Here is a 21,227-nt window from a genome sequence, read left to right on the forward strand (position 1 = left end):
CTATCACTGGGGCCGACCATGACCCATTCTCCTGACCCGATGCTTGCACAGCCCCGCCTCTCCGAGACCCTGCTTTCCTGGTATGACCGGCACCATCGGGAACTCCCGTGGCGGGTGACACCGCGCGAGCGGGAGGCGGGTAGACGGGCCGAGCCATACCACGTCTGGCTTTCGGAAGTGATGCTCCAGCAGACAACGGTGCAGGCGGTCAAGCCCTATTTCCGTAAATTCCTCGATACCTGGCCCACCGTCAACGATCTGGCAGCCGCTCCGGTGGACGATGTCATGGCGGCCTGGGCGGGGCTCGGCTACTACGCCCGCGCCCGCAACCTGAAGAAATGCGCCGAGGCGGTGGCGGCGGAGCATGGCGGCATCTTTCCCGATACCGAAGACGGCCTGCGCTCGCTGCCGGGCATCGGCGATTATACGGCCGCCGCCGTGGCCGCCATCGCGTTTGACCGTCCGGCCGCCGTGATGGACGGCAATGTGGAGCGCGTCATCTCCAGGCTCTACGCGATCGATGCGCCGCTGCCGGGGTCGAAGCCCCTGATGAAGGCGAAGGTGCGGGATCTGACGCCCAGCGAGCGACCCGGCGACTTTGCGCAGGCGATGATGGATCTCGGCGCCACGATCTGCACGCCCAAACGCCCGGCCTGCGCGCTCTGTCCCTTCCGCGACGACTGTCTGGCGCTTTTGACCGACGAGCCGGAGCGTTTTCCGGTCAAGGCGGCAAAGAAGGAGAAGCCGGTGCGACTGGGCGCAGCCTTCGTGGCTGTGACGACAGACGGCGCCGTGCTCCTGCGTCGCCGCCCGGCATCCGGCCTGCTCGGCGGCATGACCGAGGTGCCGACGACCGACTGGACCTCCCGTGTCGATGGTGGCACGACGAGCGGGCATGCGCCCTTTGTCGCGGACTGGCAGACCTGCGGCGTGGTGACCCATGTCTTTACCCATTTCGAACTGCGATTGAGCGTGTTCCGTACGCAGGTAGAGGAACCGGAGAAGGTGGAGGGATGGTGGGAGCCGGTTGCGACGCTGGAGAGCCAGGCGCTGCCGACGGTCATGAAAAAAGTCATTACCCAAGCCCTTCCACTGGCATTCAAATCGATTTAAATCGACACAACATCTGAGGAGAGGACTGTTTTATGACCATTGAGATCAAGCACATCGTCTTCGATATCGGCAAGGTGCTGATCCATTACGACCCGAACATTCCCTTCAGCCGTATCATTCCGGACGAGGACGAACGCCGCTGGTTCTTCCAGAACGTCTGCACCCATGACTGGAACCTGGAGCAGGATCGCGGGCGCGCCTGGCCGGAGGCCGAAGCGCTGTTGATCAAAGAATACCCGGACCAGGAGGAGCGGATCCGCGCCTTCCGCAAACACTGGCACGAAATGGTGCCGCACGCCTACGACGAGAGCGTCGCGATCATGGAAGGGCTGATCGAGGCGGGGCACGACGTGACCATGCTGACGAATTTTGCCGCCGACACCTTCAAGCGTGCCCGCGAGATGTATCCCTTCCTGAACCGTACGCGCGGTGTCACGGTGTCCGGCGAGGTTTTTCTCATCAAGCCGGTTGTCGAGATCTACCATAAGCATACGCAGGATTTCGGCCTCGATCCCACGCATACGCTGTTCATCGACGATACGGCGGTGAACGTGGAGGGTGCCCGCGCGGCGGGCTGGCAGGCCGTACAGTTTACCGATGCCGCAACCTTGCGCCGCGATCTTGGCGCCTACGGCATCACAGTGTGAAGCGGAGGACAGCATGGCAGACGACAAGATCTATCTCGACGGACATATCGACGTTCCCTCGAGCCGACTGGAGGCGGTTCTCGCCGCACTGCCGGAGCATATCCGGCTGACGCGGGCCGAACCCGGATGCCTGAAGTTCGAGATCTCGCCCAGCAAGACGGTCGCCGGACGACTGATCGTTTCGGAAATCTTCATCGACGAAGCGGCCTTCGAAGCGCACCAGGCGCGCAACCGCGCCTCCGACTGGTTCCGCGTCACCGCCGGCATCGAGCGGCACTTCCGCATCCGAACCGGGGATGATGCCTGACCCGACCAGAAAAAATTGACGCCCGGATCTTCAGCAAGATCCGGGCGTCATATCCCTCTTCGGGACTGGAGAAAGGACCGAAAAAGGAAGCTCATCGACGGCGGCGGTGGATCATTGTCTCCGTGCAATGAGGAATGCCATTCCAATGTCATGCTGGCCAATGTCATGCTGGCCAAAATCACGCCGGACGGGGCGACCGTTCGCCCCTCCCCGATGTGAGACCTGCCTTCAATCGAGCGCCGCCATGTCCTTGCGCACAAGCGCGCGCAGGGCATCGATCGGCTTCAGAGCGCCTTCTTCCTCGAAATGCCAGAAGGTCCAGCCGTTGCAGGTATCAAAGCCCTGCACCTTTGCGCCGACCCGGTGGATCGATCCCGCCTCGCCGCCCGAGACCAGCGTGCCATCGGCGCGCACGATGGCGCTGACCTTTCGCTTGGCATCCGTCAGCACCTGGCCGGGCTTGACCATGCCGCTTTCCACCAGCGTGTTGAAAGCCACCCGCGGTTCTGCCTTCTTGCCGGAGAGCACGGTGAGTTCCACCTTGCCGAGCGGCTCGACGGCGGCAATGCGGGCAGACGCCGCATCGATGTAATCCTGTTCGCGCTCGATACCGACGAAGTTGCGACCAAGCCGCTTGGCCACCGCACCCGTGGTGCCGGAGCCGAAGAAGGGATCGAGGATGATATCGCCCGGCTTTGTGGAGGCCATGATGATGCGGGCGAGCAGGGCTTCGGGCTTCTGCGTCGGATGGATCTTCTTGCCACCGTCATCCTTCAGCCGCTCATGGCCGCTGCAGATCGGAAACAGCCAGTCGGAGCGCATCTGCACGTCGTCGTTTGACGCCTTCAGCGCATCATAATTGAAAGTGTAGGACTTTGCCTTCGCATCGCGGCTCGCCCAGATCAGCGTCTCATGGGCGTTCTGGAACCGGCGGCCCTTGAAGTTCGGCATCGGGTTCGTCTTGCGCCAAACGACATCGTTCAGCAGCCAGAAGCGCAGGTCCTGCAGCATCGAGCCGACGCGGAAGATGTTGTGGTAGGAGCCGATCACCCAGATCGTGCCGTTCGGCTTCAGGACGCGGCGGCAGGCCAGCAGCCAGGCGCGGGTGAAGGCATCATAGGCCTGGAAGCTTTCGAACTGGTCCCATTCGTCATCGACCGCATCGACCAGCGACTGGTCCGGACGGTGGAGCATGCCGCCAAGCTGCAGATTGTAGGGCGGATCGGCAAAGATCACGTCGACCGACTGGTCGGGAAGCGCGTCGAGGGCGGCAACGCAATCGCCCTTGATGATGGTATTCAGCCAGGTGTCGGGACGAAACTGAGCCTGGGACTTCAGATCCTGAAGCGGAAGAACGGATGCCATCTGATACTCGCTGAACGCTGACTCGGGAACACTGTTTACAGACTGTTATGGTTACCCAGTTTGGTTACCAAAGCCTGAAGAGCAGCCGGAAAGTGTGCGAAATAATCGCGATGGAAAGAACAACCGGTCCGTATTAGATTAACGGCATGAGGAAAGATGACGCGATCAGACAGTTGACGGAACGGGCCGACGCCATCCGGGCGCTCGGCGCGACATCGCTTTACCTGTTCGGCTCCGTCGTGCGTGACGAGGCGAAGGAGACGAGCGACCTCGACCTGTTCATCGATTATGATCCGAAGTCTCGCTTCAACGCACTTGACCTGGTTGGGATCAAGCTTTTCCTCGAAGAGGAATTGCTGCTGGACGTTGACGTCACCACTCGCGATAGTCTGCATCCGATCCTCAAAGATCGGATCCTCGCCTCCGCCGAGCAGATTTTCTGATGGCGAGAGACATCCGTATTTCCCGAGTTCATCTCGGCTCTCCACCGGCGCCTCGTCGCGCTCGAACATGCCGTAATCGCGCAGCACATGGCCGATGCGCAGGCGGTAGTCCGCGAAGATCGACGCCCGCCCTGCCCTTTGCGCCGCGCGGTGCGCCTCGACATTCCGCCAGGCCTTGACCGCCTCCTCGTCGCGCCAGAAGGAGAGCGACAGCAACTTGCCGCGCAGGGTGAGGCTCTCGAAGCGTTCGATCGAGATGAAGCCGTCGATCTTTTCCAGTTCGCAGCGCAGTTCGCCGGCGAGATCGAGATAGCGGTGGCGTTCGCCCATATAGGGCACCACCTCGAAGATAACGGCGATCATGGCGACACCTTCGGGCCGTGCGGCAGTGATACGTTGCGCAGGAAAATCCGGTCTTCCTTGAGGATGAAGCGCTCTCGGCTGGCAAAGGCATAGTTTTCGCGCCCGAGCGGATCTTCGGCAAGGCGGGCGCGATAGGCCTCGTAGGCGGCGAGGCTTTCGATGGAATAGACGCCGTAAGCGGTGGTGGAAGACCCCTCGTGCGGGGCGAAATAGCCGATGAGATTGGCCCCGCAGCGGGGAATAGCCTGGCCCCAGGCTTTGGCGTAGTCGCAGAACTGGCTCTTCTTGAAAGGGTCGATCTCGTAGCGGATGAAGCAGGTGATCATCGGTCTCTCTCCGGTTTCGGTGATCGCAGAGTGTACTATTGCAGAGCATCGATGCTTCGGTTACGATCGAAGTATGAAAGAAGGACCCGACATTGCCCGCATCGCCACGCTGATCGGCGATCCTGCCCGCGCCAACATGCTGACGGCCCTGATGGGCGGCCAGGCGCTGACCGCAACCGAACTTGCGGCAAGCGCCGGCGTGACGCTGGCAACGACAAGCGCGCATCTCTCCAAGCTGGAGGATGGAGGCCTTCTCATCCAGCGCCGCCAGGGGCGCCATCGATACTTCGCGCTGGCGGACCATGCGGTGGCCACCCTGCTGGAGGACCTGGCCGGCCTTGCCGCGACACGCGGCCATCTGCGCCATCGCCCCGGCCCGAAGGATCCGGCGCTGCGCCAGGCCCGCATCTGCTACGATCACCTGGCCGGCGATTACGGCGTGCGGATCCTCGACAGCCTCATGACACGCGGCGCGATCATCGCGTTCGAGGACACGCTGACCTTGACGGACCTTGGCCGGCAATTCGTCTGCGACATGGGCATCGACGTGGAGGCAACGCCGCGCCGGCCGCTCTGCCGGGCCTGCCTCGACTGGAGCGAGCGCCGTTCCCATCTGGGCGGCTCGCTCGGCAAGGCGATTTTCGCGCACATGCTCGCGAAGGGCTGGGCGAAACGCGACCCGGACAGCCGCGCCATCCGCTTCACCCGCGAGGGGACCCGCCGCTTTCTCGCCCTTTTCCCGGTCGAGAACGTCGACGCCGCCTGATTGTTATCAGAGCCCGTCTCGTGTAGGTCAGGCGCACTCCCCTTCCAAGACGTGACGAAAGAGCCTTTCTCCATGAGCGAATTCGACCTCATCATCTTCGACTGCGACGGCGTTCTGGTCGATTCCGAAATCATCGCCGCGCAGGTGGAATCCCGCCTCCTGACGGAAGCCGGCTATCCGATCAGCGTGGAAGAGATGGGCGAACGCTTTGCCGGCATGACCTGGAAGAACATCCTGCTTGCGATCGAGAAGGAGGTCGACATTCCGCTGTCCGCCTCATTGATCGACAAGTCGGAAAAGCTGCTCGATGCCAGGCTGGAGCGGGACGTGAAGGTGATCGAGGGCGTGAAGCTTGCGCTCTCCAGGATCACCACACAGGCCTGCATCTGCTCGAATTCATCAAGCCAGCGGCTCGACATGATGCTGACCAAGGTCGGCCTGAAGCCCTATTTCGCGCCGCACATCTTTTCGGCAAAAGATCTGGGACCCGACAAGGTCAAGCCGCGTCCGGACATTTTCCTGCACGCGATCGACACCTTCAAGGTGCATGCGTCCCGCACCGTGGTGATCGAGGATTCCGTACACGGCATTCACGGCGCGGTCGCCGCCGGCTGCCGGGTGATCGGCTTTACCGGCGCCTCGCACACCTATCCGAGTCATGCCGACCGCCTGACCGATGCCGGCGCCGAAACGGTGATAGCCCGCATGAGCGATTTGCCTGCGACGATTGCGGCGCTGGGGCAATGGGCGGGGGCTGTGTGAGGGGTAGCGGCTTCGCCACTGATAAAGCGGTGCCTTCACCTCTTTGCAGGCACCCTTCCATCCTTCAGGCATAACGGGCACACACTGAGGCCTGAAACCGCAGACACCTGTTCAGTGGCGTTTCCTGATGCCTGAAGAGACCGATCAGCGCGGGCGGCGTGTCGTCTTCTTGGCCGCCATGTCCTCGAAGCCGAGGCGCACGCGGGTGAAACGCGAGACGCCGCCGACGGTGTTGGGGATCGATACGTCGTTCTTGGCGAAGATGAACTGGGTCGAGCCTTCCGGCGGGACATCGATATTGAACTGCGTGGTCTGCGAATAGATCGCCTTGTCGCCTTCGAGCACTTCGACCACCACCGGCACCTTTGTCGGGCCGGGCTTGCCGGCCGGACCGAGCACGATGCGGCCCTGGGCCATCACGGTGATCGTCAGCGTCGTCTCGTTGGCCGTGCAGGCGCGCGTCGCATCGCCGAGAGAGGCGCGGTAGATGAGCTTCTCCGGATCCTCCTTGGCATTGCCGGCATAGGTGCTGCGGATGGCGGTATCGTCGCGCATCACCACATCCGGGCAATAGGCCTGCACCACCGGAGTTGCCGGCGGCTGGGCCGCCTGCTGGCCGATGTTCAGGCCGGCAACAGGTGAAGCGGAGTTGCAGCCGGCAAGAACTGCGAGAAGCGACAGCGGGAGAAACTTGAGCGACAACTTGCCAGACACGTGACTGCGACCCTTTTCTTCTGAACGGTCCCTGAATACTCATTCCGGGCTTTCACCGCAAATTCCGATGGTCTATACCAGCGGCGCACGGAAAAATCGATTGGCATTGCAGCTGAAATTTGTCCAGGCGGAACGATATCCTCCAGACGTCGATGACGCAAAGGTGGGCAGCGCTCCGAGGGACCGGCGGCGGGGCCAGCACAGTTCGTCTTGGGATACGCATCTTGGATTACATTTCGACACGCGGCGATGCGCCGGCCTTGAACTTTCGCGACGCACTTCTCGCCGGCCTCGCCACGGATGGCGGCCTTTACCTGCCCCGCGAATGGCCAACCCTGTCCAAGAAGCAAATCCGCGGCATGCGCGGCAAGACCTATCAGGAGATCGCCTTCCAGGTGATCTCGCTCTTCGTCGATGGAGAAATTCCAGACGAGGATCTGCGCCGGATGATCGACGAGGCCTATGCGACCTTCCGCCACCCGGCGGTCGTGCCGCTGGTGCAGACCGGCCCGAACGATTTCGTGCTCGAACTCTTCCACGGCACGACGCTCGCCTTCAAGGACGTGGCGATGCAGCTGCTTGCCCGCCTGATGGACTATGTGCTTGCCGAGCGCGGCGAACGCGCCACCATCGTCGGCGCCACCTCGGGTGATACCGGCGGGGCGGCGATCGATGCCTTCGGCGGTCGTGAACGCACCGACGTGTTCATCCTCTTCCCGCATGGCAAGGTCTCGCCGGTGCAGCAGCGCCAGATGACGACATCCGGCCACGCCAACGTGCATGCGCTGGCGCTGAAGGGCAATTTCGACGACTGCCAGGATCTGGTGAAGGCGATGTTCAACGACGTCGCCTTCCGCGACAGCGTCAAGCTTTCCGGCGTCAACTCGATCAACTGGGCCCGCATCATGGCGCAGGTGGTCTATTATTTCTCCGCAGCCGTTGCGCTGGGCAGCCCGGACCGCAAGGTCTCGTTCACGGTCCCGACCGGCAATTTCGGCGATATTTTCGCCGGTTACGTCGCCAAGCGCATGGGCCTGCCGATCGAACGGCTGGTGATCGCCACCAATGACAACGACATCCTGGCCCGCACGCTGAAGACCGGCCGCTACGAGATGAAGTCGGTCATTGCCACCACCTCGCCATCGATGGACATCCAGATCTCGTCCAACTTCGAACGGCTGCTGTTCGAGGCCTATGGCCGCGATCCCGCCGCCGTGCGCTCCGCCATGTCCGGGCTTCGCCAATCCGGCGCCTTCGAAATCCAGGCGGAGCCGCTGAAGGCGATCCGTAAGGAATTCCGCGCCGGCCGCGCGACGCAAAAGCAGGTAGCCCAGACGATCCGCGAGACGCTGGCAGAAACCGGTTATCTGCTCGATCCGCACACGGCGACCGGCGTTTTCGTTGCGAAAAAGCATGCCAAACCAACGAGCCCGATGGTGACGCTGGCCACCGCCCACCCGGCCAAGTTCCCGGCTTCGGTAGAATCCGCTTGCGGAATTCATCCGGCGCTTCCATCATGGCTCGCTGATCTGATGAGCAGGGAGGAGCGCTACGATCTGTTGGAGGCTGAGCTTAAGGCGGTCGAAACTTTCATCGGCCAGCATGCCCGCGCAAAAGCTTGAACAGGCATCGAGTGCCGGAAAGACCGACAATGAATGTTGAAATCACCCGGCTTGCCTCCGGGTTGACCGTCGTGACTCAGAACATGCCGCATCTGGAGAGTGTGGCGCTTGGTGTCTGGATCAAGTCGGGTTCGCGCAATGAAACGACCGAGGAGCATGGCATTGCCCACCTCCTCGAGCACATGGCCTTCAAGGGCACCGCGCGCCGCAGCGCCCGCGACATTGCCGAAGAGATCGAGAATGTCGGCGGCGAGCTGAATGCCGCCACCTCGACGGAAACCACGTCCTATTACGCGCGCGTCCTCAAAGACCACGTGCCGCTCGCCATCGACATCCTCGCCGACATCCTGACGGAATCGGCCTTTGACGAGGATGAGCTGCAGCGCGAAAAGCACGTGATCCTGCAGGAAATCGGTGCTGCCAACGACACGCCCGACGATGTCGTCTTCGATCGTTTCTCCGAAGTCGCCTATCGCGGCCAGACGATCGGCCGGGCGATCCTCGGCACGCCGGAGACGGTGCAGTCGTTCACGCCGGACCAGATCCGCGGATATCTGTCGCGCAACTACACGACCGATCGGATGTTCATCGTCGCCGCCGGCGCCGTGGACCACGACACGCTGGTCAAACAGGTCGAGGAGCGTTTCGCGCTCTTGCCGCTGCAGCCTTCTGCACCGCCCGTTTTCGAGGCGGCACGGTATCTCGGCGGCGAAGTGCGCGAGACGCGCGACCTCATGGATACGCAGTTGCTCCTCGGTTTCGAGGGCAAGGCGTATCACATGCGTGACTTCTACTGCTCGCAGATCCTTGCCAACATTCTCGGCGGCGGCATGTCCTCGCGCCTCTTCCAGGAGGTGCGCGAGCATCGCGGGCTCTGCTATTCGGTCTATGCCTTCCACTGGGGCTTTTCCGATACCGGCATTTTCGGCATTCATGCGGCAACCGGCGGCGAAGACCTGCCGGAACTCGTCCCGGTCATCCTGGACGAGCTGCGCAAGTCGTCCGAGGTCATCCACCAGCAGGAAATCGACCGCGCCCGGGCGCAGATCCGCGCCCAGCTGTTGATGGGTCAGGAAAGCCCTGCCGCCCGCGCCGGCCAGATCGCCCGTCAGATGATCCTCTACGGTCGCATCATCCCGAACCAGGAGATGATGGAACGGCTGGCGGGAATCACCACGCAGCGCCTGACCGATCTTGCCGGGCGGCTGTTTTTCGATACAGTTCCCACTCTGTCCGCCATTGGCCCGGTCGAAAAGCTGGCGCCCCTGTCGGACATCACGGCGGCACTCTCAATGCCGGGTTACAAGACGCAGAAGGCTCTCGGCTGAGCGCGGGTTTCCGCTCCGTTCAGCCTAGTCGCTTCGGACGGAGCGGAATGTTCTCAGCATGACGAGGTCGGTCTTTCGGTTTTTATCGCGTCAGCCGGATACGCCGGAACTGTACGGGGATCACCACCTCCTGCGCCTGCCGCGTTATTCCGACTATCGCCCGTGGTTTGCGGTGCGCGCCGAAAGCCGCGCCTTTCTGCAGCCGTGGGAGCCGACCTGGCGGCATGACGAACTGACGGAGGCCTCCTTCCGGGCCCGGGTGACCCGCAATTCACAGGAATTCTCCTCCGGCCTTGCCGTGCCGATGTTTCTCTTCCGCCGCGACGACATGGCGCTGCTCGGCGGCATTACCATCGGTTATATCCGCCGTGGCGCAGCCCAGAGCTGCATGATCGGCTACTGGATGGGCGAACGACATGCGGGCCAAGGTCATATGTTTGCCGCACTCCGGCTTGTAGTGCCTTATGTGTTTTCCGGGCTTCAGTTGCACCGTATCGAGGCAGCCTGTATTCCGGACAATTGGAAGAGCATACGGCTTTTGCAGAAGGCCGGCTTCGAGCGGGAAGGTCTGTTGCGCAAATATCTGAAAATCAACGGCGAATGGCGGGATCACATTCTCTATTCGCTGCTTGCGGGAGACGAGATGAGCGAGAGTGCGGACAAGGTGCGGACCGAACGATGACGATGGCCCGCTCCTTTATCGCGCTCGCCTGCAGCCGGCTGTCCGTGTTGCTGGCGCTTGTCATCCTGTCTCTGTCCACAGGTCAGGCGATGGCTTTCGAGCCGGTAAAAATCTCGCGCGACGACACCGCGCTGGATCTCACGGCGACCACCGACATCTATACCAATCAGGGCGAGGCCTTTCAGGTCTCGACCGCTGCCGGTGCCGATGGCATCCGCCGGCGCATCGAAGTGCGCGCCAGCACGCCCGGCCACCAGGGTGACTGGGCGGTCTTTGCGCTCGCCAACGTCTCCGAGGAGCAGCTCGAGCGCGTCATCGTCGCACCGCATTTCCGGCTGGTGGATTCCAAGCTGATCTGGCCGGATCTCGGCTCGCAGCGGATCAATGCCATCACGCCGTCGGAAGGTTTTGCGCTCGATCGCGTGTCGAGCCCGGATGCGGACGTCTTCCGCATCACGATCAATCCTGGCGCCGTCGTCACCTTCGTCGCCGAACTGACGACACCGGAGCTGCCGCAGCTCTATCTCTGGCAGCCGGATGCCTACAAGGATACCGTCAACTCCTTCACGCTCTATCGCGGCATCGTGCTCGGCATTGCCGGCCTGCTGGCGGTGTTCCTCACCATCCTGTTCGTCGTCAAGGGCACCTCGATGCTGCCGGCGGCGGCCGCGCTTGCCTGGGCAGTGCTTGCCTATATCTGCGTCGATTTCGGTTTTCTGGAAAAGCTGATCAGCATCACCTCCGGTGACGAGCGGGTGTGGCGTGCCTGTGCGGAAGTGGCGCTGGCCTCCTCGCTCAACATCTTCCTGTTTGCCTATCTCAACCTCAACCGTTGGCATGTGCATCTCGGTTACGCCACCTTCGCCTGGGTGATCGGGCTCGGCCTCCTCTTCGGGGTGGGCATCTACGACCCGTCGATTGCGTCCGGCATCGCCCGCATCTCGCTGGCGCTGACGGCGACCGCCGGCATCGTGTTGATCATCTATCTCGGCTTCAACCGCTACGACCGGGCGATCCTGCTGGTGCCGTCCTGGACGCTGATCCTCGTCTGGCTGTTCGGCGGCTGGCTGACGGTGACGGGCCAGCTCGACAACGACATTGTGCAGCCGGCACTCGGCGGCGGGCTGGTGCTGATCGTCCTCCTCATCGGCTTTACCGTGATGCAGCACGCCTTTGCCGGCGGTGCCTACCAGCAGGGCCTGTTCTCCGACCTGGAGCGTCAGTCGCTGGCGCTGATGGGCAGCGGCGATACGGTCTGGGACTGGGACGTGGCGCGCGACCGGCTGGTGACGACGCCCGACATCTCGCTGCGGCTGGGTCTTCAGCCGGGTTCCATGCACGGGCCGGTGCGCAACTGGCTGCCGCGCCTGCACCCGGACGACCGCGACCGCTTCAAGGCGACGCTCGACGTGCTGCTCGAACAGCGCAAGGGCCGGCTGAACCACGAATTCCGCATCCGCGCCGAAGACGGGCATTTCCACTGGCTGCAGATCCGGGCACGGCCCGTGCTCGGCTCGAACGGCGAGATCATCCGCTGCGTCGGCACCATCATCGACGTGACGGAACCGAAGAATTCCGTCGAGCGGCTGCTGTCGGATGCGCTGCACGACAATCTGACGGGCCTGCCCAACCGGCAGCTTTTCCTCGACCGCCTACAGGCCGTTCTCTCCATCGCCGCAGTCTCCGACAGTGTTCGTCCGACGGTGATGGCGATCGACATCGATCGCTACAAGCAGGTCAACGACGTGCTGGGCATTGCCGCCGGCGACAATATCCTGATTGCGCTGACGCGCCGCCTGCGCCGTCTCCTCAAGCCACAGGACACGCTGGCCCGCATTTCCGGCGACCAGTTCGGCCTCATCCTCGCCTCCGAGCGGGATCCGGCCAAGGTCGCGGATTTTGCCGAAGCGGTTGCGCAGGCCATTCGCGTGCCGATCAACTTCGCCAATCGCGAGGTGATCTTGACCGCTTCCATCGGGCTTTGCTCCTGGGTGGACCAGCAGGAGAGCGCAGCTGGATTGCTGAGCGATGCGGAGCTTGCGATGTATCGCGCCAAGCGCGGCGGCGGCAATCGGGTCGAACCCTTCCGTCCGGCCTTCCGCACCAATGGCGTGCCGGACCGCCTGCAGATCGAGACCGAACTGCGCCGCGCCATCGAGCGCAAGGAACTCTCGCTCGCCTATCAGCCGATCATCCGCCTGACCGACGGCGAGATTGCCGGCTTCGAGGCGCTGATGCGCTGGGAACACCCCAAACGCGGCACGATCCCGCCGAGCGAGTTCATCCCGATCGCCGAGGCCTGCGACCTGATCGAGCCGCTCGGCATGTTCGCGCTGGAATGCGCGACGGCCGATCTCATCAGCTGGGAAAAGCAGACGGGCGAAATCCCGATCTTCGTCTCGGTCAACCTGTCCAGCGCGCAGCTTTTGAACGCCGATCTCTTCAACGAGATCCGCTCGCTGCTTTCCCGCACCCAGTGCGATCCCGCCCGGCTGAAGCTGGAACTGACGGAATCCATGATGGTGGAAAATCCGGAGCAGGCGCGGCTCATCCTCTCGAAGCTGCGCGATCTCGGCATCAGCCTGGCGCTTGACGATTTCGGCACCGGCTATTCCTCGCTCGGCCACCTGACGCAGCTGCCGTTCGACACGATCAAGCTCGACAAGAGCCTGGTAACGGATACCTCCGATCGAGGGCTGGTTCTCTTGCGCTCGGTGATCGCCATGTCGCGGGCGATGGACATGGCGATCGTCGCGGAAGGCATCGAGACCGACGAGGATGCGGCGGCGCTCGTCAAGATGGGCTGCCAGTTCGGCCAGAGCTATCTCTTCGGCACGCCGATGCCGACGGACGCGGTGCAGCGGCTGCTGAAGGAGCGGTTTCCGCTGACCAAGCGGGCCTGACGTCGCGCGCGGTTCCGCCGCTCCTCACACCTTCCCGTGGACCACGCTGTGGATAAACTCCAGCTTGGTCACGACGGCGGGCGTCAGGATGAACGGGTAGAGATCCGGAACGCCCAGCGAGCGGTGGATGCTGTTCAGCGCTACGCTGAAGGGCACCCAGGCATCGACCAACTGCTCCGCATTGCGCGCCCTGTAGGGGTCAAACCGCACCTCGGATGTCAGGTCATCATGGCCGCGCGGATCGACCACCATGCCAAAGGCGCGCGCCGTCTCCAGCGTGTCGACGATGTGGATATAGTGGGCGAAACATTCGGCAAAATCCTCCCAGGGGTGGGAGGCGGCATAGGTGCTGATGAAATGCTCCTGCCAGTCGGGCGGCGGGCCTTCTTCGTAATTGCGCTTCAGCGCCTCGCCGTAATCGGCCCGTTCATCGCCGAACATTGCCCGGAACGGCTCCAGCCGATCCAGGTCACGCACCAGCTTGTCCCAGATGTAATGGCCGGTCTCGTGACGGAAATGGCCGAGCATGGTGCGATAGGGTTCGCTCATCGACACACGCACCTGCTCGCGCGTCACGTCGTCGGCTTCCGCCGCACGGATGGCAATCAGGCCGTCCTCGTGGCCGGTCATGGCGGGAACCACGGTGCCGTCCGGCTTCACCTCGTCCACCAGGAAATCGAAGACCAGGCCGCCGTCGGGATCCTCGTTGCGCGTGGTGCGCGGCAGGTTCCACTTCAGCAGGGAATAAAACAGATGCCGCTGCGCCTGGCTGATGCGGCGCCACTGCGACAGCCCCTCATCCGTTGCGGCATCCGGCACGAGGCGGTTGTGGCGGCAGGCGACGCAGAAGGTTTCCGTTCCTTCCGCCGGCACCGTCCAGTTGCAGATGTCGTTCGCCTCGTTGGCGCAGAGGCGCACCACATGCTCGGGCGCCGCCATCAGGTGCCATTCACCCGCCTGCCCCTCCGAAAGCGCATGCATGGCAAGCCTTTCCGGCACGAAGGCCAGCCGCTGGCCGCAATTGACGCAGGTGCGGTTGTCGAAATGGATGGTCTGGCCGCAATGATCACATTCGTAGAGGCGCATGGCATGATCCGCAAAGAGAGTTCGACATAAAAAGAGGGTTCGACATACAGAAAACCTGCCCCGCCGAAACGGCGGAACAGGCTCTCGAGGGAATGGTACCGGTGACTGGTCTCAGGCGCGATCGACGACGTTCTTCACGCCTTCCTTCGCTTCGCCCTTGGCATGCTGCATCTTGCCCTTGGCTTCCTGGCTATGACCATCGGCTTCCATGGAACGGTTGTCGGTGGCATCACCCACAGCCTGCTTCGCCTTGCCAGCCATTTCGTTGGCCTTGCCGGTCACCTTGTCGCTCATGCTACCCATGGTGTTTCTCCCTTGGCTTGGCGCTGCTTCGTGCAGCGTCTTCGGGAGGTTAACGCGGCACACCGTATCCGGTTCCTTGCGATCAGGCGTGACCTGCCTCGGTGGAGAGCATTTCCGGTCGCACGCCGAGAAGTGCCAGCGCGCGCTCGTATTTCAAATCGAGCGCGCGGTCGAAGATGAGTTCCTCGGAGGCGGGGCAGTTCAACCAGCCATTGGCGCCGATTTCGCTTTCCAGCTGGCCGGGGCCCCAGCCGGCATAGCCGAGCAGCATGGTGGCCCGGCGCGGTCCACGGCCATCGCAGATCGCCCGCACGATATCGAGCGTTGCGGTCATAGAGATGTCGTCGCTGACCGGGATGCTGCTTTCGCTGACATAATCATCCGAATGCAGCACGAAACCGCGTCCGGTTTCCACCGGTCCGCCGCTCAAGATCGGGAAGTCGCGCGTGGCGCCGGGCAGCATGATGGCTTCCGGCTGGTCCACCAGCTTCAGATGCAGCAGGATCTCGGTAAACGAGATGGACTGCGGGCGGTTGATGACGAAGCCCATCGCGCCGGCCGGCGAATGGGCGCAGATATAGACCACCGACCGGGCGAAATTGCCGTCCTGCATGCCGGGCATGGCAATCAGGAACTGGCCGTCCAGAAAACCGCGTTCGCGCGTGTTCAGATCGCGCTTATCCGTGAGTGTCGAAAATGACATCGTGCCTCCTGTTCCGGTAGGCCCGGCCCTCGGGCGGGCGGCTTTCCTGGAAAGCCTTCTTCAACGAAGATGGGGCAGTGTCTCTCATCAATCAACCGAAAATGATCTCGGCCCTGCGCTTGTGACTGGCCGCTGTTGAAAGGATGACTTAAAAAACCGCCCATGTTCAATTCTACTCCATTCTCTTTGGCCTGCCGACGCAGGGCTGCCGGTCTTGCCGCTCTGGCCGCCTCGCTCAGCCTGCTTGCCGGAACCGCTGACGCTGCGATGAGCCGTTGGGCGGAGAACGAGGGCGGGCGCATGCGAATCATCGCGCTTGCGCCGGAGGCGGACGGAACCGTGCAGGGCGCCCTGCAGATCGAGCCGAAGGACGGCTGGATCACCTATTGGAAGGAACCGGGCGAAGCGGGCATTCCGCCGCAGATCACGCTCTCGCCCGGGCATGGCATCACGCTGAAGGACATTTCCTTCCCGGTGCCGAAACCCTTCGAGACCGGCAATATCCGCGATCTCGGTTACGACCATCCGGTGACCCTGCCGTTTACGCTGACGCTTGCCGACCCGTCGCAGCCGCTGAAGCTCAACGCCTCGGCCTTCATCGGGCTCTGCCGCAATATCTGCATTCCCTTTCAGGCCGAATTCGAGCTGGAACTGTCCACGGCCAGGGGCCTGCCGCTCGAAGAGAACCTGATCCTCGACAAGGCGGCGCGCAGCCTTCCCGAACGGCCCACCCCGGATTTCGCCATTGCGCGGCACGGCCTGAGCGACGACCTGAAGACTCTGACGCTTGCGGTAAAACTGCCGCAAGCCTCCGAAGCGCCGAAGATCTACGTGGCGGGTCCGGACGGACATGTGCTGTTCGACCAGGAAAACGCGCGCAGGACCGGCGGCCTCTATGAGGTGGAGATGCCGGTCGGCAAGCTGCCGAAGGGCTATGATCCCAAGGGAAAGAGCTGGGACATCCTGGTGGTGGCGGGCAGCCGCGCCATGGAAACCTCGCTTGCCTTCGATTGACGCCGCTCTATAGTCGCGACGGAATTTTCGAACCACTTGTTCCATTAGGGAGATGAACATGACGATTGCCGTTGGCGATAGCCTGCCTGCTGCCACCTTCAAGGAAAAGACTGCAGACGGCCCGGTGGAAGTAACGACCGACGCCCTGTTCAAGGGCAAGAAGGTGGTGCTGTTTGCGGTGCCGGGCGCCTTTACCCCTACCTGCACGATGAACCACCTGCCGGGTTACCTGGAGAACCGGGATGCGCTTCTGGAGCGCGGCGTGGATGATATCGCCGTGGTTGCCGTCAACGACATGTTCGTGATGGGCGCCTGGGCGGAAAAGAGCGGCGGCATGGGCAAGATCCACTTCCTCTCCGATTGGGATGCCTCCTTCACCAAAGCGCTCGGCCTCGAGATCGACATTTCCGCCGCCGGACTTGGCGTGCGCTCCAAGCGCTATTCCATGCTGGTGGAAGACGGCGTGGTGAAGTCTCTGAACCTCGAGGAAAATCCGGGCCAGGCCACCGTTTCGGGTGCGGCCGCCATGCTGGAACAGCTCTGATCTGTTTCGTCGCACAACCGACGTCGAAAAGCGGTCCAGAGGGGCCGCTTTTTTTGTTTTCGAGCACCGAACATTCCAAGCAGAGCCTTTTTCTGCTTCGGGCCATTGAGCCCAAGATGTTTCATCTCGGGCTTACTTATCAATTAACTAATTATCGAAATTTTAGCCCTACATCTTGGGAGTCTAATGGAAAGCGTGCATCAGGCGCGCTTGACCATGGCGGTGATGGCCACTTTAGCCTCACGTGAACTGCATCCCAGGCAATGAATGCTTTCGGTTGCGCACCGCATTCAACATGAGGATGTTCCCATGAAGCATGTTCCCATTGTCGGGAAGTTCCTGATCATCATGATCACCTTCGGTCTGATGACGCTTGCGCTATCGATGTACGAAAGCCGGCAACTCTATACCGTGGACGAAGCCTATAGCGGCCTGCTTGACGAAGAGAGCACGGCAGCACTTTACCTGGCGCGGTCCAACCGCAGCCTGCAGGCCGTTCGTGCGACCATCGCCGAACTGATGATGGCCGATACCCCGGATCTCAAAGCCCGGGCAGAAGAAGGCCTGAAGGATGCACAGGCGGGTTTTGCAAAGTTCATGGACCAGGTGACCAAGGCCATGAACAAGCGTGCCGATCTGGTCCAATTGAAGACCGACGGTCTGAAGATATTCACCGACACTTGCGGAGCCGCCGTTGCCGCCGGTCGCAGCGCAACCTCGCCTGACGGTCTCCAGGCCGCGCAGAAGATCTATCGCGACACATGTCAGCCCGCCTTTTCCGCCATGTCGCCCCGCTTCACGGCGGTGACCACGGAAATGGTGGAGGCTGCCGCCAAGACGAGCAACGAACTGACGGAACATGTCGATGGCACCGCCAAGCAGACGATCCTCAGCGTTCTCATTGCCCTCGCTATCGTTCTGACCGCCGGCTTCCTGGCCATCCGCAGCTGGCTCGTGACACCGCTGCGCACCATGAGCGACACGATGAAGACGCTGGCGAACGGCGACCTCTCCGCTGTCGTCAATGGCACGGACCGTCGCGACGAAGTCGGCATCATGGCCAAGGCCGTGCAGATCTTCAAGGACAACGGCCTGCGCACGCGCGAGCTGGAACAGGAGGCGGAAGCCAATCGCGGCAAGAGCGAGGCCGAGCAGGCGCGCGCCGCAGAAGCCGAACGGCGCCGGGCGGCCGAGATGGCAAAGGCCACCTCCGGTCTTGCCGAAGGCCTGAAACACCTCTCCTCCGGCGACCTGACCTTCCGCCTCAACGAGCCCTTCGCCAGCGACTTCGAAGCGCTGCGGGCGGACTTCAACGCGGCGGTCAAACAGCTGGCCGACAGTCTGCGCTCGGTCGCAACGGCCACCGGATCGATCGACAGCGGCGCGCGTGAAATCAGCCAGAGCGCCGAAGACCTGTCGAAGCGCACCGAACAACAGGCGGCATCGCTTGAGGAAACCGCAGCCGCTCTCGATCAGATCACAACCAATGTGACGAACGCCTCCAAGCGGACGGAGGAAGCACGTCATGTGGCGATCGAGGCCAACAAGTCGGCCCGCCGCTCCGGCGAAGTCGTCTCCAATGCCGTCTCGGCGATGCAGCGCATCGAGCAGTCCTCCAACCAGATCTCCTCGATCATCGGCGTGATCGATGAAATCGCCTTCCAGACGAACCTGCTGGCGCTGAATGCCGGCGTGGAAGCGGCGCGTGCCGGGGAAGCCGGCAAGGGCTTTGCCGTCGTCGCGCAGGAAGTGCGCGAGCTGGCCCAGCGGTCTGCCCAGGCCGCCAAGGAGATCAAGGACCTCATCCGCAACTCCGTCGATGAAGTCTCGACCGGCGTGACGCTGGTGCAGGAGACCGGCGCCGTGCTGAAGGTGATCGAAGAGCAGGTCGTTGCCATCAATACGCAGCTCGATGCGATTGCCACGTCCGCCCGCGAACAGTCCGTGGGGCTGGCCGAGGTCAATACCGCCGTCAACCAGATGGACCAGACCACCCAGCAGAATGCGGCCATGGTGGAGGAATCCACCGCCGCCAGTTCTTCGCTCGCCGGCGAAGTCCGCAAGCTGCGCGAGATCATCGGCGAGTTCCGCATCGGCGGTTCGGAGGCGGGCTTCTCCGGCAGGCCCGAGGTGGCGAGAGCCAGCCATGCGCCTGCCGCCTCGCCGGCACGCCGCATGATGGCGAAGGTCGCCGGTGCCATGGGTGGCGGTGCGGCCGCGGAAAGCTGGGAAGAATTCTAAGAGCGCCCCCTCTTCACCGTCCTTGCGAAAGCGGTCCTTCGGGGCCGCTTTTTCGTTGGGGCGTCTGATCACCCCTGTCATCTCTTTGACGTGGAGCCTGCGAGTGCTTGCCGCATGGCGTCGAGTGGCTGCAGGCCTTACTGCACATCGCGCACAGCGCCCATCCAGCCTTGCCTTCTTGTCGCCGTATTCGTTATAACATAACCGTTATAGAGTTACACAACGAAAGCCCGCCATGCTCCGCTCCCCTCCCTCCTTCAGCCTGCTGCAGCAGGCGGCGCTGATCCGCGTGGCCGCCGCGCTTGTTCTGATCGCCGGCCTTTGGGCGGCGATTGCCTGGGCGGTCGCCTTGCCATGATACGGGAGATGAGTGGCATCATGAGCACGCCTGCCCTTTCCCTGCATGACCTGACGGTGACCTATGACCGGCATCCGGCGGTGCATCACCTCTCGGGAACGCTTACCACCGGCAGCCTGACGGCGATTGCCGGGCCGAACGGGGCGGGCAAATCCACGCTGCTGAAGGCGATCGTCGGCGAGCTTCGGCCTGCGGAAGGCCGGATCGAATACGCCTTTTCGCCACGCGACATCGGCTATCTGCCGCAGGCGGCCGAGATCAACCGGCGTTTTCCGATCAACGTGCTGGATACGGTGCTGCTCGGTGACTGGCACCGGAGCGGCGCCCTTGGCCGGATATCCTCGACCGCCCGCGATCAGGCCCGCGAGGCGCTGTCCGCGGTCGGGCTGGAGGGTTTCGAAAAACGACCGATCGGCTCGCTATCCGCCGGCCAGTTCCAGCGCGTGCTGTTTGCACGGCTTCTCTTGCAGAATGCCCGGCTGATCCTGCTCGACGAGCCGTTTACCGCGATCGATGCCCGCACCACGCATGACCTGCTCGAGATCGTGGCCCGCTGGCATGGCGAGGGCCGCACCGTGGTGGCGGTGCTGCATGACTTCGACCAGGTGCGCACGCATTTCCCGCAGACCCTATTGATCGCCCGCGAACTGATCGGCTGGGGACCGACCGAGGAGGTGATGGCACCGGCCAATCTCCTGAAGGCACGCGCCATGGCCGAGCGCTGGGACGATACCGCCGGCATTTGCGAGACGGCGGCATGACCCTCTACGACCTCTTTCTCGCCCCGCTTGCCGATTACGGTTTCATGCGCCGGGCGCTCGTCGCGTGCCTCTGCCTGTCCCTCGGCTGCGGGCCGATCGGCGTCTTCCTGATGATGCGGCGCATGAGCCTGATGGGCGACGCCTTGAGCCATGCGGTGCTGCCGGGGGCTGCGATCGGCTATCTGGTGGCGGGCTCGCTGTCGCTCACCGCCATGGGGATCGGCGGGCTAATTGCCGGGCTCTCGGTCGCGCTGCTCGCCGGTGCCGTGTCGCGCGCCACGAGCCTCGCGGAAGATGCCAGTTTTGCCAGTTTTTACCTCACGTCTCTCGCGCTCGGCGTGCTGATCGTCTCGCTGCGCGGCTCCAATATCGACCTGCTGCATGTGCTGTTCGGCACCATTCTGGCCATCGATTCCGAGGCGCTGACGCAGATCGGCGTGATCACCTCCGTGACGCTGGTGGCGCTTGCCATCATCTACCGGCCGCTGGTGGCGGAGTGCTTCGACCCCGGGTTCCTGCGTGCCGTCGGCGGGCGCGGGCCGCTCTATCACATCGCCTTCCTGGTGCTGGTGGTGCTGAACCTGGTGGCCAGTTTCCAGGCGCTCGGTACGCTGATGGCGGTTGGCCTGATGATGCTGCCGGCGGCGATCGCGCAGCTCTGGTCGCGCAACCTGCCCACCATGCTGGTGATCGCCTCCGGCACCGCGCTCGTTTCCGGTTATCTCGGGCTGATTGCCTCCTACCATCTGGAGCTTGCCTCCGGCCCGACGATCATCGTCACCGCCGCCCTCTTCTACGGCCTGTCCATCCTGTTTGCGCCCTCCGGGCTTGCCCGGCGCTATTTCCCCCGCCCGCATCTGACGGGCTAACCCGAAG

22 protein-coding genes and 1 pseudogene are annotated in these 21,227 nt (G+C 62.9%); 16 read left to right on the forward strand and 7 right to left on the reverse strand.

Translation table 11 applies throughout. The features are described from left to right. Positions 1–18 precede the first annotated feature (18 nt). Genes mutY through G6N78_RS01085 form a run of 3 tightly spaced genes read left to right on the forward strand, consistent with a single transcriptional unit; the run spans position 19 to position 2,067 of the window. Positions 19–1,113 carry an A/G-specific adenine glycosylase gene (mutY, locus tag G6N78_RS01075; protein ID WP_234905847.1) on the forward strand — a complete coding sequence of 365 codons (1,095 nt, stop codon included), beginning with the start codon at positions 19–21 and terminating at the stop codon, positions 1,111–1,113. A 32-nt stretch (positions 1,114–1,145) separates the two neighbouring features. Beyond that, positions 1,146–1,760 carry an HAD family hydrolase gene (locus G6N78_RS01080; protein WP_165214755.1) on the forward strand — a complete coding sequence of 205 codons (615 nt, stop codon included), beginning with the start codon at positions 1,146–1,148 and terminating at the stop codon, positions 1,758–1,760. A 13-nt stretch (positions 1,761–1,773) separates the two neighbouring features. After that, on the forward strand, positions 1,774–2,067 hold the full coding sequence (locus G6N78_RS01085) for a putative quinol monooxygenase (RefSeq protein ID WP_165214758.1): 294 nt from the start codon (positions 1,774–1,776) through the stop codon (positions 2,065–2,067). Positions 2,068–2,295: 228 nt separating this feature from the next. Here the strand turns inward: G6N78_RS01085 and G6N78_RS01090 are convergent, their stop codons facing one another. After that, positions 2,296–3,432 carry a site-specific DNA-methyltransferase gene (locus tag G6N78_RS01090; RefSeq protein WP_165214761.1) on the reverse strand — a complete coding sequence of 379 codons (1,137 nt, stop codon included), beginning with the start codon at positions 3,430–3,432 and terminating at the stop codon, positions 2,296–2,298. Positions 3,433–3,578: 146 nt separating this feature from the next. Here G6N78_RS01090 and G6N78_RS01095 point away from each other — a divergent pair, with 146 nt between their 5' ends. Beyond that, positions 3,579–3,875, forward strand: a complete 297-nt coding sequence (locus G6N78_RS01095; protein ID WP_165221109.1) for a nucleotidyltransferase family protein — start codon at positions 3,579–3,581, stop codon at positions 3,873–3,875. Positions 3,876–3,908: 33 nt separating this feature from the next. On the opposite strand, the pseudogene G6N78_RS01100 reads toward G6N78_RS01095, so the two are convergent. Both G6N78_RS01100 and G6N78_RS01105 read right to left on the reverse strand, forming a co-directional pair. Next, positions 3,909–4,238: pseudogene (locus G6N78_RS01100) on the reverse strand (antibiotic biosynthesis monooxygenase family protein); the annotation flags it as partial. Then, a complete protein-coding gene (locus G6N78_RS01105) occupies positions 4,235–4,564 on the reverse strand; it encodes an NIPSNAP family protein (protein ID WP_165214764.1) in 330 nt (109 codons plus the stop codon). The pseudogene G6N78_RS01100 and the gene G6N78_RS01105, both read right to left, overlap by 4 nt. 73 nt (positions 4,565–4,637) lie before the next feature. Between G6N78_RS01105 and G6N78_RS01110 the strand changes: the two genes are divergently transcribed. Both G6N78_RS01110 and G6N78_RS01115 read left to right on the forward strand, forming a co-directional pair. After that, positions 4,638–5,330 carry an ArsR/SmtB family transcription factor gene (locus tag G6N78_RS01110; protein WP_165214767.1) on the forward strand — a complete coding sequence of 231 codons (693 nt, stop codon included), beginning with the start codon at positions 4,638–4,640 and terminating at the stop codon, positions 5,328–5,330. A gap of 72 nt (positions 5,331–5,402) precedes the next feature. Then, positions 5,403–6,092 (forward strand): HAD family hydrolase, encoded by a 690-nt coding sequence (locus tag G6N78_RS01115; RefSeq protein WP_165214770.1) that lies wholly within the window; start codon positions 5,403–5,405, stop codon positions 6,090–6,092. A 144-nt stretch (positions 6,093–6,236) separates the two neighbouring features. Here G6N78_RS01115 and G6N78_RS01120 read toward each other — a convergent pair whose 3' ends face one another. Continuing rightward, entirely contained in the window at positions 6,237–6,806 is a 570-nt protein-coding gene (locus tag G6N78_RS01120; RefSeq protein ID WP_234905848.1) for a PilZ domain-containing protein, read from the reverse strand. Positions 6,807–7,021: 215 nt separating this feature from the next. On the opposite strand from G6N78_RS01120, the gene thrC reads away from it, so the two are divergent. From thrC to G6N78_RS01140, 4 genes are read left to right on the forward strand one after another with little or no spacing between them, the layout of a single operon-like run. After that, positions 7,022–8,428 (forward strand): threonine synthase, encoded by a 1,407-nt coding sequence (gene thrC, locus G6N78_RS01125; protein WP_206531626.1) that lies wholly within the window; start codon positions 7,022–7,024, stop codon positions 8,426–8,428. Positions 8,429–8,457: 29 nt separating this feature from the next. Then, positions 8,458–9,756, forward strand: a complete 1,299-nt coding sequence (locus tag G6N78_RS01130; protein WP_165214777.1) for a M16 family metallopeptidase — start codon at positions 8,458–8,460, stop codon at positions 9,754–9,756. Positions 9,757–9,814: 58 nt separating this feature from the next. Beyond that, complete coding sequence (locus G6N78_RS01135) at positions 9,815–10,438, forward strand: GNAT family N-acetyltransferase (protein ID WP_165214780.1); 624 nt, start codon at positions 9,815–9,817, stop codon at positions 10,436–10,438. Beyond that, positions 10,435–13,341, forward strand: coding sequence for an EAL domain-containing protein (locus G6N78_RS01140; RefSeq protein ID WP_165214783.1), 2,907 nt, complete (start codon positions 10,435–10,437; stop codon positions 13,339–13,341). Before G6N78_RS01135 ends, G6N78_RS01140 begins: the two co-directional genes overlap by 4 nt. 24 nt (positions 13,342–13,365) lie before the next feature. Here G6N78_RS01140 and G6N78_RS01145 read toward each other — a convergent pair whose 3' ends face one another. The 3 genes from G6N78_RS01145 to G6N78_RS01155 all read right to left on the reverse strand — a co-directional run bounded on the left by G6N78_RS01145 (position 13,366) and on the right by G6N78_RS01155 (position 15,433). Then, entirely contained in the window at positions 13,366–14,427 is a 1,062-nt protein-coding gene (locus G6N78_RS01145) for a zinc-binding metallopeptidase family protein (RefSeq protein WP_165214786.1), read from the reverse strand. Positions 14,428–14,538: 111 nt separating this feature from the next. After that, positions 14,539–14,730, reverse strand: coding sequence for a CsbD family protein (locus G6N78_RS01150; protein ID WP_165214789.1), 192 nt, complete (start codon positions 14,728–14,730; stop codon positions 14,539–14,541). 82 nt (positions 14,731–14,812) lie between these two features. After that, positions 14,813–15,433 carry a YqgE/AlgH family protein gene (locus tag G6N78_RS01155; RefSeq protein ID WP_165214793.1) on the reverse strand — a complete coding sequence of 207 codons (621 nt, stop codon included), beginning with the start codon at positions 15,431–15,433 and terminating at the stop codon, positions 14,813–14,815. A 162-nt stretch (positions 15,434–15,595) separates the two neighbouring features. On the opposite strand from G6N78_RS01155, the gene G6N78_RS01160 reads away from it, so the two are divergent. The 6 genes from G6N78_RS01160 to G6N78_RS01180 all read left to right on the forward strand — a co-directional run bounded on the left by G6N78_RS01160 (position 15,596) and on the right by G6N78_RS01180 (position 21,220). Further along, a complete protein-coding gene (locus G6N78_RS01160; protein WP_234905849.1) occupies positions 15,596–16,447 on the forward strand; it encodes a protein-disulfide reductase DsbD domain-containing protein in 852 nt (283 codons plus the stop codon). A gap of 58 nt (positions 16,448–16,505) precedes the next feature. After that, positions 16,506–16,991: a peroxiredoxin gene (locus tag G6N78_RS01165; RefSeq protein ID WP_165214796.1), complete on the forward strand. Its 486-nt coding sequence runs from the start codon at positions 16,506–16,508 to the stop codon at positions 16,989–16,991. A 309-nt stretch (positions 16,992–17,300) separates the two neighbouring features. Then, positions 17,301–19,232 carry a methyl-accepting chemotaxis protein gene (locus G6N78_RS01170; RefSeq protein WP_165214799.1) on the forward strand — a complete coding sequence of 644 codons (1,932 nt, stop codon included), beginning with the start codon at positions 17,301–17,303 and terminating at the stop codon, positions 19,230–19,232. A 235-nt stretch (positions 19,233–19,467) separates the two neighbouring features. Beyond that, positions 19,468–19,590: a hypothetical protein gene (locus tag G6N78_RS25915; protein ID WP_272955620.1), complete on the forward strand. Its 123-nt coding sequence runs from the start codon at positions 19,468–19,470 to the stop codon at positions 19,588–19,590. A gap of 20 nt (positions 19,591–19,610) precedes the next feature. Continuing rightward, on the forward strand, positions 19,611–20,351 hold the full coding sequence (locus G6N78_RS01175) for a metal ABC transporter ATP-binding protein (RefSeq protein WP_165214802.1): 741 nt from the start codon (positions 19,611–19,613) through the stop codon (positions 20,349–20,351). Next, the gene (locus G6N78_RS01180) at positions 20,348–21,220 is read left to right on the forward strand and encodes a metal ABC transporter permease (RefSeq protein ID WP_165214805.1); all 873 of its coding nucleotides are present in this window, start codon (positions 20,348–20,350) and stop codon (positions 21,218–21,220) included. The genes G6N78_RS01175 and G6N78_RS01180 overlap by 4 nt, the downstream gene beginning before the upstream one ends. Positions 21,221–21,227: the final 7 nt, after the last annotated feature.

Source organism: Allorhizobium pseudoryzae (assembly GCF_011046245.1).
Lineage (GTDB): Bacteria > Pseudomonadota > Alphaproteobacteria > Rhizobiales > Rhizobiaceae > Neorhizobium > Neorhizobium pseudoryzae.